The organism is Gammaproteobacteria bacterium, assembly GCA_035279405.1.
GTDB lineage: Bacteria > Pseudomonadota > Gammaproteobacteria > Natronospirales > REEB76 > REEB76.
This window is the reverse complement of the sequence record DATEHU010000034.1, coordinates 231,243-248,812: the sequence shown is the minus strand read 5'-3', so window position 1 is coordinate 248,812 and position 17,570 is coordinate 231,243. Positions and strand designations below refer to the sequence as shown.

Annotated in this window: 17 protein-coding genes; 10 read left to right on the top strand and 7 right to left on the bottom strand. The window is 61.6% G+C overall.

Going from position 1 to position 17,570, the window contains the following annotated elements:
• Window positions 1-5 precede the first annotated feature (5 nt).
• Complete coding sequence (locus VJR90_09035; protein HKV97618.1) at window positions 6-650, bottom strand: hypothetical protein; 645 nt, start codon at window positions 648-650, stop codon at window positions 6-8.
• Between the two features lie 43 nt (window positions 651-693).
• The gene (locus VJR90_09030) at window positions 694-1,533 is read right to left on the bottom strand and encodes a helix-turn-helix domain-containing protein (protein ID HKV97617.1); all 840 of its coding nucleotides are present in this window, start codon (window positions 1,531-1,533) and stop codon (window positions 694-696) included.
• A 114-nt stretch (window positions 1,534-1,647) separates the two neighbouring features.
• Between VJR90_09030 and pepQ the strand changes: the two genes are divergently transcribed.
• The 8 genes from pepQ to VJR90_08990 all read left to right on the top strand — a co-directional run bounded on the left by pepQ (window position 1,648) and on the right by VJR90_08990 (window position 9,932).
• Window positions 1,648-3,018 (top strand): Xaa-Pro dipeptidase, encoded by a 1,371-nt coding sequence (gene pepQ / locus VJR90_09025; GenBank protein ID HKV97616.1) that lies wholly within the window; start codon window positions 1,648-1,650, stop codon window positions 3,016-3,018.
• Between the two features lie 311 nt (window positions 3,019-3,329).
• Window positions 3,330-4,868 (top strand): peptidase S10, encoded by a 1,539-nt coding sequence (locus tag VJR90_09020; protein ID HKV97615.1) that lies wholly within the window; start codon window positions 3,330-3,332, stop codon window positions 4,866-4,868.
• Window positions 4,869-4,929: 61 nt separating this feature from the next.
• Complete coding sequence (locus tag VJR90_09015) at window positions 4,930-6,453, top strand: peptidase S10 (protein ID HKV97614.1); 1,524 nt, start codon at window positions 4,930-4,932, stop codon at window positions 6,451-6,453.
• A 128-nt stretch (window positions 6,454-6,581) separates the two neighbouring features.
• A complete protein-coding gene (locus VJR90_09010; GenBank protein HKV97613.1) occupies window positions 6,582-6,917 on the top strand; it encodes a hypothetical protein in 336 nt (111 codons plus the stop codon).
• A 160-nt stretch (window positions 6,918-7,077) separates the two neighbouring features.
• Window positions 7,078-7,959, top strand: a complete 882-nt coding sequence (locus VJR90_09005) for a hypothetical protein (protein ID HKV97612.1) — start codon at window positions 7,078-7,080, stop codon at window positions 7,957-7,959.
• An 11-nt stretch (window positions 7,960-7,970) separates the two neighbouring features.
• Window positions 7,971-8,333, top strand: coding sequence for a copper resistance protein CopC (locus VJR90_09000; GenBank protein ID HKV97611.1), 363 nt, complete (start codon window positions 7,971-7,973; stop codon window positions 8,331-8,333).
• Between the two features lie 14 nt (window positions 8,334-8,347).
• Complete coding sequence (locus VJR90_08995; protein ID HKV97610.1) at window positions 8,348-9,460, top strand: CopD family protein; 1,113 nt, start codon at window positions 8,348-8,350, stop codon at window positions 9,458-9,460.
• Window positions 9,461-9,494: 34 nt separating this feature from the next.
• The gene (locus VJR90_08990) at window positions 9,495-9,932 is read left to right on the top strand and encodes a zf-TFIIB domain-containing protein (GenBank protein ID HKV97609.1); all 438 of its coding nucleotides are present in this window, start codon (window positions 9,495-9,497) and stop codon (window positions 9,930-9,932) included.
• A 29-nt stretch (window positions 9,933-9,961) separates the two neighbouring features.
• Here the strand turns inward: VJR90_08990 and VJR90_08985 are convergent, their stop codons facing one another.
• The 3 genes from VJR90_08985 to VJR90_08975 all read right to left on the bottom strand — a co-directional run bounded on the left by VJR90_08985 (window position 9,962) and on the right by VJR90_08975 (window position 13,519).
• Window positions 9,962-10,453 (bottom strand): plastocyanin/azurin family copper-binding protein, encoded by a 492-nt coding sequence (locus tag VJR90_08985; protein ID HKV97608.1) that lies wholly within the window; start codon window positions 10,451-10,453, stop codon window positions 9,962-9,964.
• A 4-nt stretch (window positions 10,454-10,457) separates the two neighbouring features.
• Window positions 10,458-12,668 (bottom strand): DPP IV N-terminal domain-containing protein, encoded by a 2,211-nt coding sequence (locus tag VJR90_08980; protein HKV97607.1) that lies wholly within the window; start codon window positions 12,666-12,668, stop codon window positions 10,458-10,460.
• Window positions 12,669-12,754: 86 nt separating this feature from the next.
• Complete coding sequence (locus tag VJR90_08975; protein HKV97606.1) at window positions 12,755-13,519, bottom strand: energy transducer TonB; 765 nt, start codon at window positions 13,517-13,519, stop codon at window positions 12,755-12,757.
• A 143-nt stretch (window positions 13,520-13,662) separates the two neighbouring features.
• Here VJR90_08975 and VJR90_08970 point away from each other — a divergent pair, with 143 nt between their 5' ends.
• Window positions 13,663-14,754, top strand: a complete 1,092-nt coding sequence (locus VJR90_08970) for a PA0069 family radical SAM protein (GenBank protein ID HKV97605.1) — start codon at window positions 13,663-13,665, stop codon at window positions 14,752-14,754.
• Here VJR90_08970 and VJR90_08965 read toward each other — a convergent pair.
• Window positions 14,751-15,152: a PilZ domain-containing protein gene (locus VJR90_08965; protein ID HKV97604.1), complete on the bottom strand. Its 402-nt coding sequence runs from the start codon at window positions 15,150-15,152 to the stop codon at window positions 14,751-14,753. The genes VJR90_08970 and VJR90_08965 overlap by 4 nt on opposite strands.
• Before the next feature lie 245 nt (window positions 15,153-15,397).
• Between VJR90_08965 and VJR90_08960 the strand changes: the two genes are divergently transcribed.
• Entirely contained in the window at window positions 15,398-16,948 is a 1,551-nt protein-coding gene (locus tag VJR90_08960; GenBank protein ID HKV97603.1) for an oligopeptide:H+ symporter, read from the top strand.
• Between the two features lie 59 nt (window positions 16,949-17,007).
• On the opposite strand, the gene VJR90_08955 is transcribed toward VJR90_08960, so the two are convergent.
• Complete coding sequence (locus VJR90_08955; protein HKV97602.1) at window positions 17,008-17,565, bottom strand: 2OG-Fe(II) oxygenase; 558 nt, start codon at window positions 17,563-17,565, stop codon at window positions 17,008-17,010.
• Window positions 17,566-17,570: the final 5 nt, after the last annotated feature.

The window sequence follows — 17,570 nt, the reverse complement described above, 5'->3', positions numbered from 1 at the left end:
CGCAATCAATGCAGGGTTGCAAGCTTCACGTGCTTGTGACCGAGCGCATGCGCCACGTCGAACATCGCCTGGTTGAGGATCTTGTGCGTGGTCAGATCCGCCTGGGTGCTGACGTTGGTGTTGATGTCTTCCATCACCTGGTTATGCAAGTCATGGGAGAGTGCGTGGTCGAACAGATAACCGGACCACCACACGCCATCCGACGTGGTGCCGGCGGTGACCAGCGTGCGGGCCAGCGCCACGCCATGCAGATCAGCGGGCGCAGCCGGCAGCTTGACGCCGGCTTCGGTGGCGCGCTTCAGGCCGTCCTTGACGGCATAAGTCATGCCAGTGATGAAGGTGTTGACTTCATCCTTGCCGTACTGCTTGGTGAGCTTGGCGACTTCCGCGTTCACGGTCTTCTCGCCGAGCATGGACACCAGGGCCTTCGAGAACTCGAAATTCTCGGCGCCGCCGCCGGCTTTGACCAGTGCCGCCGTGACGTTCAGGGCCGGAGCACCGCTGTAAATCGGGCCGCCGAACATGTTGGTGCCGGAACCGGCCTGCGCCGCCGGCGCAGGATCGGAACCGTGATTCTGGGCGAATGCCGCGCCGGAAAACAGCGCGATGGCGGTGCCCAGTACCGCCAATTTATATAGATGCTTGTACATAAGACCTCCTCAACTCAAACAAACACGACCGCTCTCGCGGACCTCAAACGACCGTTCCCGTCATCTCTTTAAGATGCTCGAAGAAGCCGCCTTCGGGATGCAGGGCATCCAGAACCTGCCGGGCATGCTCGGAAAGCAGCCCGTGAAATTTCTCGCCGAGTTCACCCGCCAGGGTGGCGAGCGCAATGCTCTGGCGGATGTAGGCAGACGCCAGTGACACCACCAGGAATTGCTCGGTCGCAATCGCACGCATCGCCTGCGCATCGATTTCGGCTGCGACCATGCGCGCCTCATCCGCCACCAGCAGCAGCCAGCGGCCACGCTGGTCTGGATGGACGCAGTAACGGTAGAGATCCCCCTGGCAGCCGCCGCAGGGTTCGGCGCAGGCATCCATGCACAAGGTGGTGATGGCGACGCCCCGCGACCGCGCATCGCGCAGCTGGGACGCAAACTTCGCGGCCTCAGGCGGCCGGATGGCGGCCAACAGGCTGCGGCGTGTGCCGCCAATCAGCGCGCCTACCTGGGCGTGCAACTCGGATTCATCTTTCAGATTGAATACCGGGGTAACTTCCGGGCTGCGTGCCAGGGCTTCGAGCGCCCGGCCCGCAGCGGCCAGCGTGCGCGCATGCTCGCTCTCCAGATGCCGCAGCAGGTCGCGGGGTGGAATCGCGGCGTAACGCACACCGGTGCGCTGCTTGATGCGGCGGGCCGCGCCGCGCTGCACGAGTTTTTCGAGAACCGCATACACGTTGGCACGCGGCATACCTGAGGCTTTGGCTATTTCGTAGCCATTGGCGGTGCCAGCAGAGACAAGGCTCGCGTACGCGCGCGCTTCGTACTCGCCAAACCCAAGGTCCCGCAGCAATGGTGCTACATCCGCCATGGAAATTATTAGTAGCTGTTCGAGCAGCTACTATACGGCGTCAATTGGCCGTAGTCAAATCCCGGCAGCGCACAGGGCGGCGCCACGGCGGGTGCAGTGATAGAGTGCGCAACCGTGAGCCGCCAGAGTCATCCCAGCCCACGCCAGGTCGCGGACAGCGAGGGAAAGTCCGCGCTCGCCGATCTGTACCCGGCGCATCTCGAAACCGTTAAACAACGCTTCAGCCAGACGCTCGAGGCGGCCGGCTTCGATGCGGTAGCGGTATTTGCCGGAAGTCCGCACGGTTGGTTCCTGGATGACCAGGATTACCCCTTCCAGATCAACCCACATTTCAAGAACTGGCTGCCGCTTCTGCACGCGCCGGACTCATTCGTGGTGTATGTGCCCGGACAGAAACCGGTGCTGGTGTACTACCAGCCCGAGGATTACTGGTACCTGCCACCGGCGCCGCCGTCGGGTTTCTGGGTGGAGCACTTCGACATCCGCGTCATCAAGCGGCCCGACGATGCGCCCCGTGCGCTGCCGGTGGCACGCCGCTGCGTGTTCCTGGGCGAGTGGCAGAAGCGCTTCAAGAGCTGGGGCTTTGCCGGCGTGAATCCGGAAGCGCTGCTCAATCCGCTGCACTATGCGCGCGCGGCCAAGACCGACTATGAACTCGAATGCATGCGTCAGGCGAATGCCATCAGCGTCAAAGGCCATCGCGCGGCTGAGCACGCGTTTCGCGCAGGCGCCAGCGAATTCGAGACTCACACGGCTTTTTGTGCCGCCTGCGGCCAGACCGACGACGAGCTGCCTTACCACGCCATCATTGCGCTCAACGAACACGCCGCCACGCTGCACTACCAATACCGGGAGCGCGAGAAACCTGCGCGCCGGCATTCATTCCTGATTGACGCCGCCGCCCAGGTAAACGGCTACGCCGCGGACGTGACCCGCACATATTCAGCTGAGCCCGATGAGTTTCAGGCGCTGATTGATGCGCTCGACAAAGAGCAGCAGATGCTGTGCAAAAAAGTCCGGCCGGAAACCGATTTCAAGGCGCTGCATCTCGAAGCCCATCAAGCCATCGCACGATTACTGCATGATTTCGATTTCGTGCGCTTGTCGCCCGGGGAAATCGCGGCCAACGGCATCAGCAGTACATTTCTACCCCACGGCTTGGGCCACTTGTTGGGATTGCAAGTACACGACGTCGGCGGCTTCATGGCAAGCCCGCGCGGCGATGTCATCCCCAAACCCGAAGGTCATCCGTATCTGCGCAATACCCGGGTGCTCAAGCAAAACTTTGTCACCACCATCGAGCCCGGCCTGTATTTCATTCCCTCATTGTTGGACCAGCTCAAAGCCGGCGACCACAGCCGGCACGTGAACTGGCCGAAGGTGAACGAATTCCGCAAATACGGTGGCATCCGCATCGAAGACAACGTCGTGGCGCGCGTCGCGGGTCCCGAGAATCTGACCCGCGACGCGTTCAAAACGATGTGACACACCGCTCCTTCTCTCTCGTCAGCAAGGGGGAAGGAAGGACGAGGGGGTGCTGTAAGCTCTGGTCTGCTTTCGCTAAATACATACTTCCGTTAATCTTGGCCTGAGGCGCTTTCCCTTGGTTTTCAGATGCTTGCCCAGCTGCGCATGACAATTCGTTACACTTCGTTACAAACCCGGCTATGCAATTTCCGCTTCGAACGCAGGCTATCGGGTAATATCGCCGCCTTCCCACCCCCGACCCGGGCGCACGGAACCCGACGTGCCGTTCGCGGTCATACGCCCAAGCTGCCTGCCACTGGAGAAAGACGATGAACAAGATCTTCGCCAGCCTGCCTCTGCTGACCGTGCTGCTCGCCATCCCCGCTTTCGCCGCCGATGCGCCGGGTGCGGCGACGGCTAAAGCTCCGGCGACCACGGCTCCCGTACCCAAGGAAACCAAGTCAGTCACGCAGGGCAGCGTCGTAATCAACGGCCAGACGGTCAAATACACGGCGACCGCCGGCACCATAATTCTGCATGACGAAAAGAACCAGCCGACGGCGAGCATGTTTTACGTGGCCTACACCAAGGACGGCGCCGAGGCCAAAACGCGTCCATTAACCTTCGTGTACAACGGTGGACCGGGCTCCTCTTCAGTCTGGCTGGAAATGGGTTCTTTCGGGCCGGTGCGCGTCGAGGTGAGCGACGCACAAGCCACGCCGCCGCCGCCTTACGGCATCGTGCCGAACCAGTACTCGTTGCTCGACAAAAGCGATCTCGTATTCATTGACATGGTCGGCAGCGGCTACAGCCGCCTGGTCGGCAAGGGTGAAGGCAAGGACTTCTGGGGCGTGGACCAGGACGTAGCGAGCTTCGGCCAGTTCATCCAGCGCTATATCAGCGCGAACAACCGCTGGAATTCACCGAAATACCTGCTGGGCGAATCCTACGGCACCACGCGCTCGGCGAATCTCGCCGACTGGCTGCAAGAGAACGGCGTGGCGCTGAACGGCGTGGTGCTGCAATCCACCATCCTGAATTACGGCGACACCATGCCGGGCACCGACCTCGAGTACATCACCTATCTGCCGTCCTACGCGGCCATTGCTTGGTATCACAACAAGCTGCCGAACAAGCCGGCCGAGTTGGCGCCGTTCCTTGAGCAGGTGCGGGCCTTCGCGCGCGGCGAGTACGCCGATGCGCTGTTCCAGGGCTCGAAGCTGCCGCAGTCGGAGTACAACGACGTGCTCGCGAAGCTCGTGCAATACACCGGGCTGAGCGCGCAGTTCCTGAAAAACGCCAACCTCAAGGTCTCGGCCACGCAATTCCGCGCGGAGTTGCTGCGCGACGACGACCGTACCCTGGGCCGCTACGACGCGCGCTACGAAGGCATCAACTCCGACAACGACCAGGCCTTCCCGGAATACGATCCTTCCGACACGGGCATCGGCCCGGCCTACACGGCCGCGTGGAATTGGTACGTGAAGAACAGACTCAAATATGAAACCAATGAAACCTATCGCATGACCGGCTACAGCATCATCGGGCCCTGGGACTGGAAGCACCCGCTGCCGGGCCGCAGGTCGTTCTTTACTCCGCCGTTGCCGGATGTAGCCGCGAATCTGGGCGATGCGATGCGCAAGAACCCGCACCTGAAAGTGTTCTCGGCCAATGGCTACTACGATCTGGCGACGCCGTTCTTCAAGACCGAGTTCGATCTGGATCAGCTGGACTTGCCGCCGGCCATCTACAAGAACATCCAGTTCTATTACTATCCTTCGGGACACATGCTTTATCTGCATGTGCCGACGCTGGCAAAGTACAAAGCCGATCTCGCCAAGTGGTACGACGAGACCGACAGCCATTAACTCCCCATAAAACAAAACACCCGCGGCCACGCGGGTGTTTTTGTATCAACAGGAAACTGCCATGAAAAGAGCCATCGTTCTGTTGCCTCTGCTGCTCTGCATTTTGACCCTGCCAGCGTTTGCCGCCGATGCGCCGTCCCCAACGGCCGCAGCGGCGCTGCCGGTGCCAAAAGAAACCAGCTCGGTCACCCACCACAGCCTGACGATTGACGGCCAGACCATCAAGTACACCGCCACGGCCGGCACTTTGCTGGTGGACAGCGATCAGGGCAAACCCATCGGCAGCTTCTTCTATGTCGCCTACACCAGGGACGGCGCGGACGCGAACCGTCGGCCACTCACCTTCCTGTTCAACGGCGGGCCGGGTTCATCGTCCATCTGGCTGCACATGGGGAGCTTCGGCCCGGTGCGCGTAGTCACCAGCGACGCCAAACCCACGCCGCCTCCACCTTACGATCTGGTTCAGAATCAATATTCGCTGCTCGACAAAAGCGATCTGGTGTTCATAGACGCCATCGGCACCGGCTACTCGCGCATCGTGGGCACGGGCACAGGCAAGGATTTCTACGGCACCGATCCGGACATCGCCTCTTTCGGCAAATTCATCCGGCGCTACGTCACGCTCAACAACCGCTGGAACTCGCCCAAGTTCCTGCTCGGCGAGAGCTACGGCACCACGCGTGCCGCGGGCCTGTCCGACTGGCTGCAACGCAACGGCATTGGGCTCAACGGCTTGGTGCTGCAATCGTCGTGGCTCAACGGTTTCGTGGATTTCCCCGGCCCGCCTTTCAGCCTGGACCTGCCGTATGAGCTGTATTTGCCGACCATGACGGCCACCGCCTGGTATCACGACAAGCTGCCGAACAAACCCGCCGATCTGCCCGCGTTCCTGCAGCAGGTACGCAGCTTCGCGCTCGGCGATTACGCCCATGCGCTGGCCCAAGGCGTCAAGCTGAGCGCCGCCGACACCCAGGCGATTGCCGAGAAGCTTCATGACTACACCGGCCTGTCGGTGCAGTACATCCTGAACGCCAAGTTGCGCATTGATCCCTTCCGTTTCGAGAAGGAACTGCTGCGTGGCCAGGACCGTACCGTCGGACGCCTGGACTCGCGCTTCGAAGGCATTGATGCCGACGCCGCCGGCGAGAATCCATCCTACGATCCGGCCGGTTCGGCCATCGGCCCGGCATTCACCGCCGCGTTCCACTGGTATCTGGAAAACGATCTCAAGTACAAAACTGATCTAGCCTACAAAGTGGAAAACTACGGTGAAGTCAACAAGGACTGGGACAACGGCCAGCGCATTGGCGGCCAGAGCTATCCGCTCATGGACGTGGAGGAAAACCTGCGCGCGGCCATGACCGAGAATCCGCACCTCAAGGTGTTCTCGGCCAACGGCTATTTCGATTTCGCCACGCCGTTCTTCGAGACCGAATACGATCTGGATCACATGGGCCTGGACCCGTCACTGATGAAAAACATCAGCTACGGCTACTACCAGTCCGGCCACATGATCTACCTCAACGTGCCGGCGCTCGCACAATACAAGGCGGATCTCGCCCGCTTTTACGGCACAGCCGAGTGAAGCGCTTGCCTCGACAGTCTGTGTTTCGAAACAGTTCGCTCCGCCCCACAATGAGTTGGGCACGTTTGGCGCGCCTGCAAAAACTCCGGGATTGCAGTACCCTGTGCGCATAACATGATATGACCCGCATGAATTCGCAGCGAACTTCAAACCATTCCACCATCCGGCTGACGCGGCTACGCCGCACGCGCTGGTTCAGTGGAATGCTACTCGTGGCGGTGCTGTGCACCGTGGGCCTCTACACCCTGGAATTCGCCCATCATCACGAAACCCTGACCGCCGAATTGCACTGCCCCATCTGCCAGGTGATGGCGCACGGTGCGCTGGATGTGTTCTCCCCCACGTTCCAGCCGCAACCGCCCGCTGTGCGGGCGCGGTTCCTGGCCTTCGTTCCACACCTGACGCCGGTGCCGGAACGCGTCTTCCACGTCACGCACCGCTCTCGCGCCCCACCCCTCGTCTGACTCTCTCTGCGACACCGCAGAATCCGTTGCGCCAACGGCGCCCAGCTCGCAAAGCCTGTACTCCGCGTCATGGCGGGCGTGATGACACCGCGGTCCGCGTTTCCCGCTGACAACCATCCTGTCGCCGTGCGGCGGCGGCACAACGAGAGCGAGACGAATCATGCGAGTTTTGCACCACAACCTCCGGAGCGGGCCGCTGCTGGTTGCGCTGCTGGCGCTGGGCCCGACACCGGTATACGCCCACGCCATCGCCGGCATGCGGCTGTTCCCAGCGACCCTGAGTTTCGATGATCCGGGCATCGGCGCGGAACTGCCGCTGGTGTTCAGCCACATCTACGCCGACGGCACCGAGCAAAACGTGCTGGCCGCGGCCTTCACCAAGCCGATCACGCCCGGGTTCTCGCTGGTGATGAGCACCGATTACCAGAGCCTGGTGCCGGGCGGCATACCGGCGGTCCACGGCTGGGACAATTTAAGAGTGGCCGGCGCCTGGCAGGTGTACGAGAACGACAATTCCGAATCCATCGGCATGTTTTCGCTGGCCGATTCCGTCGCTCACACCGGCAGCCAGGCGATTGGCTCCGAATACTCCACTTGGTCGCCGGAGTTCGCTTTCGGCCAGGGCTTGGGCAACGTCTCGGCCAACTGGTTGAAACCGTTGGCGGTCACGGGTGCCGTATCCGTGGATTTTCCCACTGCCGGTAATGTACCGCGCATGCTCAACTGGGGTTTCTCGCTGCAGTACAGCATTCCCTATCTGCAGAACTTCGTGAAGTACGTCGGCATCAAGGCACCGTTCAACAACCTGATCCCGATCATCGAGTTCCCGATGCAGACCTGTCTCGACAACGGCTGCCGTGGCCAGACCACCGGCTACATCAATCCCGGCGTGATCTGGCTGGGACACTATTTCCAGTGGGGCGTGGAATTGCAGATTCCCATCAATCATCGAACCGGCAATTCGGTCGGGATCCTGCTGGGCTTCGATTTCTACCTGGATGACCTCGCGCCGCACACCGTCGGCGCACCGGTCTGGCAATGAGGGCGGCCAACATGCGTACCACCGTTTGCGCCGCACTTTTGCTGCTGACGCTCGGCCCGGCTCCGGGCGCCTGGGCCCATGCCTTCCCGGACAATTCCTCGCCGCACGTCGGTGCAACCGTCAGCCCTTCGCCCAAGCTGGTACAAATCTGGTTCGACGGCGAGATCGAACCGGTGTTTTCCACGTTGATCGTGAAAAACGCCGCCGGCGCACAGGTGAGCCAAGGCAATGGCCAAGTCTCATCCAGCGACAACACCTTGCTCGAAACCACGCTCCCCGTGCCGCTGCCTCCCGGCCAGTACTGGGTGTACTGGAGCGTGATCGCGCGCGATGGCCATCACACCGCCGGCCGTTTCCCTTTCACCATCCAATAATCGCGAGGCCCGCCATGCCCATCAACATCGCTTTGACCGCGTTCGATGTGTGCATGCTGATTACCGTCATCGGCCTGCTGGCCTGCTGGCTCGCCGTGCTGCCGCGCGAGGAGGGCGGCGCGCTCGAAACCTCGGTGCTACGCGTGCTGGGCGTGGCCGTGGCGCTGCTCACGCTCGGCAGCTTCGGCATCCTGGTGTCGCGCACGCTCGAGCTGAACGGCGGATCCTTCAGCCAGCTGTTCGCGGACATACCGCTCGCGCTCAAGGTCACGCATTACGGCCATGTGTGGGTGTGGCGCATTCCGGCGCTGCTCCTGTTGTGGCTCGCCTGGGGCTGGTGCCTGCGCCACCGCCACCACCGCTGGGCGGCGTGGCTCATGGTGATCAGCGCGGCCGGCATCGCGCTCACCCGCAGTGAGACCGGCCATCCCGCCGACCACGGCGACTTCACTTTTGCGGTGTGGGTGGACTGGGTGCACCTGATGTCGGCCGCGGTGTGGGTCGGCAGCCTGTTTGGCATGTCGCTCGCGATCTTTCCCGGGCTGCTGCGCGCCAGCAACACGGACGGCGAACGCAGCGCGGTGGTTTTCCAGCGCCTGTCTACGCTTTCGGGCGGCGCGCTCGCCGTGATCCTGGCGAGCGGCATTTACACCGCAATCGGCGAACTCGGAAGTTTCCGCGCGCTGTGGACCACTAGCTACGGTGTGACGCTCGACGTGAAGCTCGGCATCGTAATCCTGATGATCATTTTCGGCGCCCACAACCGTTACGTGAAGTTGCCGCGGCTGCTCCGCGCCGCGGGCAAGCCGGTGCCGCGCTCCTTGTTCGGAAAACTGCTCGGCGGTTTCATCGGCGCCAAACCTGCCGCGTCGGGAATTGCCGCGCGCGTGCGCAGTTGCGCGCGCGCGGTGCTGGCCGAGAGCCTGCTGGGTCTGGCGGTCATCGGCGCGGCCTCGGTGCTGCTGCACGGCATGCCGCCTTCCGAAATGCGCAGGCTGCCGGGCACGTCCGTGCCCATGCAAATGTCGCAGCTTGCAGTTCCAGCCGCAGCGAAACCAACTGCGCAACCTGCGCGCCAACCGGATGATCATGCCGGCAGTGCCCCAGTCAAAGTGATAAGCTCTTAACTACAAATAGACGCGGGCGACAACGGAGACATGCTTGAAATGTCCTAAATGCAATTCGGACCTGACGCCAACCACCCGGCACAAGCTCAAGGTCAATTACTGTCAATCCTGCAAAGGGATGTGGCTGGAACGCCAGGAACTCAACCAACTGGAAGATGAAGCCTTCGATTTTGGAGATGATGCCAAAGGCACCCTGTTCCTCAGTACCACGCCCACCACCGCGAAATGCCCGGAGTGCAGCGCGCCCCTCAAACGATTCCAATACCGGTTCTACGAACTGGAAATGGAAGTTTGCACAAACCAGCATGGCTACTGGCTGGATGAGGACGAAGATACGCGTGTGCTGGAATTGATGAAACAAGAAGAAAAGGACTATGAGAGAAAGGTGCTCGCGGAAGACCAGTGGGCCAGAACCTTGACGCGCATGCGTTCCGGTTCGTTCCTCAGTAAAGTGAAGAATTTGTTCCGTTAAATTGCCCGCAGGCTAAGGTTGAAGATAGATCAACCGTGACGGCCGGGCGGTTCGATGTAGATTTTTCCGACCATCCCGGCGGCGAAATGGCCCGGCTCGTGACAGGCGTATTCCACCACGCCGTCGCGGGTGAAGGTCCATAGAAGATCGCGGGTCTTTCCCGGCGGCAGCGTGACGCCGTTCACGTCATGCTCCATGGTCATGCCGGGCATGGCGTGCATTTCCTTTTCGTGCTCGGCCTGCACCGCGGCATCGCCGATCACGAATTCGTGCATCAGCTTGCCCACGTTGTCAACCACGAATTTCACGGTTTCGCCGCGGGTCACGACAATGCGCGCGGGCTGGAAACGCAGGGTGTCGAGCACGCGCACATGAATCACCTGCACCGGCCCTGCGCCTGGGCCAGGATGACCGAAGGCAAAATGCTGGCCGCTGCCCGACGCCATGGACACGCCGGCTGCCGCAGCCGTCCCGGTGATGGCTGTCAAAGCAATGACAGCCCAAATCGAATCTTTGTACATGACCTTAGCGCAACAGCTCCCGTTGCCAGAAATCCTGCATGGCGGTAAACAGATGCGTGCGCGCGGCGGGGCCGGAGATGCCATGCGTCTTGTTGGGATAAATCAGCAGTTGATAAGGCTTGTTGGCATCAATCAGTGCCTGGATGAACTGCATGGTGTTCTGCCAGTGCACGTTGTCATCGCCGGTACCCGCTACCAGCAATAGCGGATCGGCGAGATTCTTGGCGGCGGCCACGTCCGAGCTTTCGGCATAACCTTCGGGGTTTGCCTGCGGCGTACTCATGTAACGTTCAGTGTAGATTGTGTCGTAATCCTGCCACTGGGTCACGGGCGCCACCGCGATGCCCGCACGCCACACGCCGGGCGCGTGAGTAAGCGCGTAAGCGGTCATGTAGCCGCCGTAGCTCCAGCCCCAGATGCCGATGCGCGACGCATCCACATAGGACTGGGACTTGAGCCAGTTCACCGCCGCCAGCTGATCGGCGAGCGCCAGCTTGCCGAGATGGAGTTTCACCAGCGCCTGATCGCGGTGACTGAAATAGGTGGCCGCGCGATTGTCGGTGGCGAACAGAACAAATCCCTGATTCGCCAGCAACTGGTCAAACAGGAAATTGGTTCCGCCCCAGGCGTCGCGCACGATCGGGCCGACGTCCGGTCCGCCGTACTGATACACGATCACCGGATATTTTTTGCCCGCGTCGAAATCCGGAGGCAGCGTAAGGCGCGCGTATACCGGCGTGCGTCCGTCGGCCGCCGTAATCGTGAAGAAACGGGGCTTCTGAAAGCGATAAGGCAACTTGGCAGATGCCTGAATGAGCGTGCGCCGGCTGTTTTCGAGGCTCACCAGCGTGAGTGACGGCGGCGTCAGCACATTGGAATAGCTGTCGAGATAGTGATGCGCATCCGGCGCCATGTTAATGTCGTGCGTGCCGGGTTCGGTGGTGACAGCGCGCGGCTCGCCGCCGCGCAGCGCCGCGCGGTACAGCTCCGTATTCAGCGGCCCGTGGGTGTAACGCGTGAAATACAGTTCGCCGCGCGCCTCGTCCACACCCTCAAGCTTGAGTACGTTGTAATCGCCGGGCGTCCGCAGGCGCGCCTGACGGCCGTCGTCGCTGTACAGGTACAGGTGACGCCAGCCGTCCTGCTGGCTGCTCCATACGAAGCCGCCGCTCTTGAGGAAATGAGGAGCGTCGCGCACGTCAATCCAGTCGGGATCGGTCTGCGTCACCAGCACCCGCGCCTGACCCGATTGGGGATCGGCGCTCAGGAGCTGCAGCTTGGTCTGGTCGCGATTCAGCACCTCGCCGAATAAGCGGTCGGCCTGCGGCAGCCAGCCGAAACGCGGCAGATACGTGTCTGGCGTGCCGGCCATCGCCATCCACACGGTCTTGCCGGTTTGCACATCACGCACACCCAGACGCACGATGGGATTGGGCATGCCGGCGACGGGATATTTTTGCTCATACACGCTGGGCTGCTGATCCACGTAATTGATGAGCGGAAAGCTGTGTACCGGGCGCTCGTCGGATTGCAGGAAAGCGATGTAACGGCTGTCCGGCGACCAAGTGTAAGCCGAGCGCAGATCCAGCTCTTCGGTATAAACCCAATTGAGCTCGCCATTCAGCACCTCGGCCTGGTGCGGCGCGACGCTGTGCACCGGACCTCCCTGTATGGCAACGTAGTGCACGTCGCCGTCCGTCACATAGCTCACCCACTGTTCGTCCGGCGACATCTGGGGATTGCGCTTCGCACCCGGCGCATGCGTAATCTGGGTGGTTTGACGGGTCGCCAGCTTGTATAGATAAATCTGCTCGTTGCTCAGATAGAAGATTGCATCGGCTTTCGGTGACCAATGATAGCCAGCCACGCCGTAGCGGGTGATGCGCTCCTGCTCCCTCTGGTTCTTGATACTGGAGGGCGGTGCCGCGGCGCCGGCAAGCTGTGCGGCTGACAGCAACAATGCACGCTTGCCGCTGGCTACATCCACAATGTACAGATCGGCCAGACCGTCGGCGCCGCTGCGCAGCAGATAGGTCAGAGAGCGGCCGTCGGGACTCCATTCAAGCTGTTCAGGGTGGTAGCCGGTCAATCCCGGCTCGGCAAAGATCTGGGCAATCGTGTAACCCGGTGCAGGCGGCGCCGGCTCTGCAGCGCACACCGCAAATGCAGCGCAGGCCAGCAACACACCGCCCGTCAGGCGTGTGATTGTTTTCATGGATTGCACCCTGGCATGCAGCAATATGGCGGTTTCAATCATAGACGGGCGTTTTTCGCCAATCCCCTCCAAATGCGCGCCGCAGGTCAACGCGGCGGCGGAGAATGAGTGTTGGCGCCGGCCCCGTTGCCCGGCGGGGTGAACTTGACCGTCACGGTGACGTGCTGCTCGGCGGGATCTTTCTGTTCCTGCAGCGGCTCGAAATACCACTGCCGCACGGCCGCGACCGCGGTGGCGTCAAATACGCCCGGGGGTGTGGCGCTAACGACTTTGGGATCCTGCACGCGACCGCGCGCATCCACATCGAAACTCAGCGTCACACTCCCGGCCAGATGCTGATCCAGAAGGTTGGCGGGATATACCGGGTCCATGCGAAAAATCCGCCAAGGACCAAAGTCCACAATTTCACAACCGCTTTCCGGTTTGTACATCAACGGCTGATTGCGGCAGAAAAACCGCGTGCGCGCCTGGGCACTGTCCGGACCAAAGAACAACGGATACATGAACTCGCCGGCCACCGCCTCAGTCCCGTGCATCGCCGGTTTGAAACGCCATTGGCCCAGCGCATTCAGCACCGTCGCAGTGTCCGCGGGTGACAACAACGTGAAGATGGCATGCGCATGCTGCACGCTTCCGTCCGGGGACACGATGAAGCGCGCCAGAACCTGCTGATCCGCGGCGTCGCCCTGCAGGGCCTGCATCTGCGGCGTCAACGGTTCGCTGGTGGGCGTGCCGATCAAAACCGGTCGCGGGGGCGGTGTCGGCAGCGGTGTGGCTGGCTTGGGAGGTGGAAGCGTCGCACAGCCGGCGATTGCCAGCACCCCCAACAGACATACCGAAGCTTTGAACATGGTTATTTGACCCGCAAAGCGGCTGAAATCACGGAAAAGAGCGAGGGCGCTACCTTACCACGCACCCGGCGCGCGCCCAAATGCGGCCCTTTCAGGTCGCGGGCTGTAGCCAGTAATACTGTTTGCGTATACAGTGATCAGCCATGCCGGTTTCACCTCGTGTTCCCATCAAAGGCCGCGGCGCGGTTTCCAATCCGCAAGGCCGGTTTGAAACCCGTCGACGCGGGAACTTCGACGACGGCTGGGATATCGAAGAGCCGCCGTTGCCGCCGCTGGAAACCGTAGTTACGCCGGAAACGGCGCGCTCCATCATCAGCCGCAATCAATCGCCGGACATTCCCTTCACGCAATCCATCAATCCTTACCGCGGCTGCGAGCATGGGTGCATCTACTGCTTTGCCCGGCCGAGCCATGCCTATCTGAATCTTTCACCCGGGCTGGATTTCGAAACCCGGCTGTTCTACAAACAAAACGCGGCGGAGCTGCTGGATAGCGAACTGCGCAAGCCGGGCTATCGCCCCGCGCCCATCACGCTGGGCGCCAACACCGACCCCTACCAGCCCATCGAGCGCAAGCTCAAAGTCACACGCTCGATTCTGCAGGTGCTGCAGCGCTTTCATCATCCGGTGAGCATCATCACCAAAAGCACACTGGTGACACGCGACCTCGACATCCTCAGCGACATGGCGCAACAGGATCTGGCAAACGTCATGGTGAGCATCACTACACTCGATGAAAATCTGAAACGCAGCCTGGAGCCACGCGCGGCCGGTCCCCGGGCACGGTTGCGCTGCGTGCACGCACTTGCGCTCGCGGGCGTGCCGGTGGGCGTGCTGAACGCACCCATTATCCCGGTGGTAAACGACCATGAAATCGAGCACATTCTGGAGTTGGCGGCGCAAGCCGGAGCCTGTGGCGCGGGCTATGTGTTGCTGCGGTTGCCGCACGAAGTGAAAGATCTGTTCCGCGAATGGCTGAATACGCACCTGCCGGAGCGCGCCGCCCACGTCATGAGCATCATCCGCCAGATGCGCGGCGGCCAGGATTACCAGGCAGAATTCGGCACGCGCATGCGCGGCACGGGTGAATATGCCGAGCTTATTGCCCGGCGCTTTGTGGTGGCCTGCAAAAAGTTCCGGTTGCAAAACATGCGCCGCTTGCACTTGAGCAGCGCGCACTTCCGTCCGCCGCCGGACCAGGCACAACTGAACCTGGATCTTCAGACCGAAAGCTAGTGCACGGCGTCGTGGTGCCTGACTCCGGTTTCCACTTTGAGTGCCTCAAGCTCGCGCGCCACCAACTTGGAATCCAGCAGATTGATTTCCACCAGGCGCTTGAGGTGCGCGAAGCTTTCTGCATCGCGCGCTTCCCAGGTGCAGCCTATTTGACCGCCGTGCACATGCACGACCAGCGCATCCAGTTCCAGTTTGATGAGATCCGCGAGGCGCCACTCCACCCGCAACCGGTCACCGTCAGCCGGTTGCCAGTCGGACGGGCAACGCGCCAAAAAGCCGCGGAAGGACATGTCCAGCATTTCGCACTCCTGCACCGTATCACCCAGCCGGACGCGGATGACCGAGGAGAAACGGAAGCGCTGGAAACGGCGCCGTTCGTGGCCTGGCTTGACCGACATGAGGATTTCCCGGGTGTAGCGACCCACATAGTATAGTCAGCTGCGACCGTGCGTGCCGCGCCCGTTCGCTGGCAAAGCCTGCTGTCGCCGGCACCCCGGCTCATGGCCGGGTTCGCCGCTCGCTGCTGCACCCTGAACTTGCCTTCACAGCCGCGCGCAAATCAGGTACAACTGGCGCCGCCCCCCATTTATTTGGGGAAATTCGACGGACCGAAACGGCACCTTCGCCCCATCAGGAATCCCCCATGCAATCAACCGCCCCGGTCTCCAAAACCCGCTCGTTCTCCACGGTTTTCCTCATCGAGATGTGGGAGCGCTTCGGCTTCTACGGCATGCAGGTGCTAATCGTGTATTACCTGGTCGAGCGCCTGGGCTTTGCGGACACCCGCGCTAACCTCACCTGGGGGGCGGCGGCCGCATTGATCTACGTCGCTCCGGCTATCGGCGGCTGGATCGGCGACAAGATCCTCGGCAGCCGCCACACTATGCTCACCGGGGCCATTGTGCTTGCCATCGGCTATGCGCTCATGGCGGTGCCCGGCTCAAGCACCTCGCTTCTGTTCTGCGCACTCGGTGTCATCGTCGTGGGCAACGGCCTGTTCAAAGCCAACGCCGGCAACCTGGTACGCAAGATCTATGAAGGCGACGACTCCCGCATCGACAGCGCCTTCACCATCTATTACATGGCCGTGAATATCGGCTCAACGGTTTCCATGCTGCTCACACCGTGGATCAAGGACTACATCAACGATACCTATGGGCAGAACTTCGGCTGGCACGCGGCGTTCGCGGTGTGCTCGCTCGGGTTGCTGGTGGGATTGGTCAATTATCTGGTCATGCGCCATACCCTGACACTTATCGGCTCGGAGCCGGATCATCACGCACTCAACCCGCGCAAGCTGGCGACGGTGCTGGGTCTTGCGGTCATCGCGCTGTTCGTCGCAGCTGTGATCCTCAACTACCAGTTGGTGGCAAAAATTTTCGTGTACGCGGCAGGCGTGGTGGTGCTGGGGATTTTCGCCTGGCTGATCCGCAACGGCCGGCCCAGCGAACGTCCGGGCCTAATCGCCGCGCTGATCCTCACCATCCAGACCGTGTTCTTCTTCATCTTTTACCAGCAGATGTCAACGTCGCTGAATCTGTTTGCGCTGCGCAACGTGGACTGGAGTTTCGGCATTTTCGGCCTGCATCTTTGGGACTGGAAGCCGGCGCAGTTCCAGGCGTTCAATCCCATCTGGATCATGATCCTGTCGCCCATCCTCGCGTTCATCTACACGCATTTCGGCAAGCGCGGCAAGGACTTGTCGGTGGCGGCAAAATTCGCCATGGGCTTCGCCATGGTGGCGATCGGGTTCTTCATCTACGGCGCGGCCGGCCATTTCCTGACCGGCCCGGGCAAGACCACGTCCTGGCTGATGGTGTGGGGCTACGCCTTCGGTTCCCTGGGTGAGTTGCTCACCAGCGGTCTGGGTCTGGCGATGATCGCGCGCTACGTGCCCGCGCGCATGGGTGGCTTCATGATGGGCGCCTATTACGTGGCCGTCGGCCTGTCCATGTATTTCGGCGGCATGGTCGCCACCATTGCGAGCGTGCCCAGCACCATAACCAACCCGGTGGAAATGATGCCGCTCTACACCCGCCTGTTCAACTGGCTGGGGGTGGCCGGGATTGTCTGCACGCTGATCGCGCTGGCCGTGCTGCCGCTGATGCGCAAGCTGGATGCCCGACACCACACCCAGTCGCCGACAAAAAGCCCCACGGTCAAACCGCGTACGCTGGCCACCGAGGAAGATTAAGCCACCGCTGCCGGTATCAACGAGCGGTAATACTGACCCTTAACGGACCCGAAGTCGCGTCAGTTCTCGGGCTTCAATTTGAATGCCAGCGTGTAACGCGGCGCATAACAGATGCGGTTCGGCGGACGGCCAACGTGGGTGATGGCGCCATCGAACACCACCAGGCGTCCGGGTCGCGGACTGACCGCCACTTCCGCATCCATCTGTGAATTGAAAAACAAAGTCTCGCCGCCCCACTCGACATTCCATTCCGGCGCCACGTACCACAGTGCCGTCAACCCTGGCTGGCCGGGAGCGGCATCGGTGTGCGTGAACAGCATGTCGCCGTAGCCCGCGTGATTGCAGTAACAGCGGTAAATGCGATAGCGTTCGCCGCCGTCAAATTCACGCACCGCATCGAGCGTGGGCTGATACACGGGCAGCCGCGGTGCGGTTTCCAGCGGGATGTTCAGCGCCCAATGCCGGAAACCGGCGGTTTCCGGGCGCGCGACTTCGTCACGCTTGAACGCGCCGCTTTCCATGGCCGCGGTCAGGCGGTAAATGTCCGGCTGGGCGATGAGGCCGTCGAAAACGCGGATTGGGCGGCCCTCGATTTCATGACTGCGATTGGCTGGCATGCATC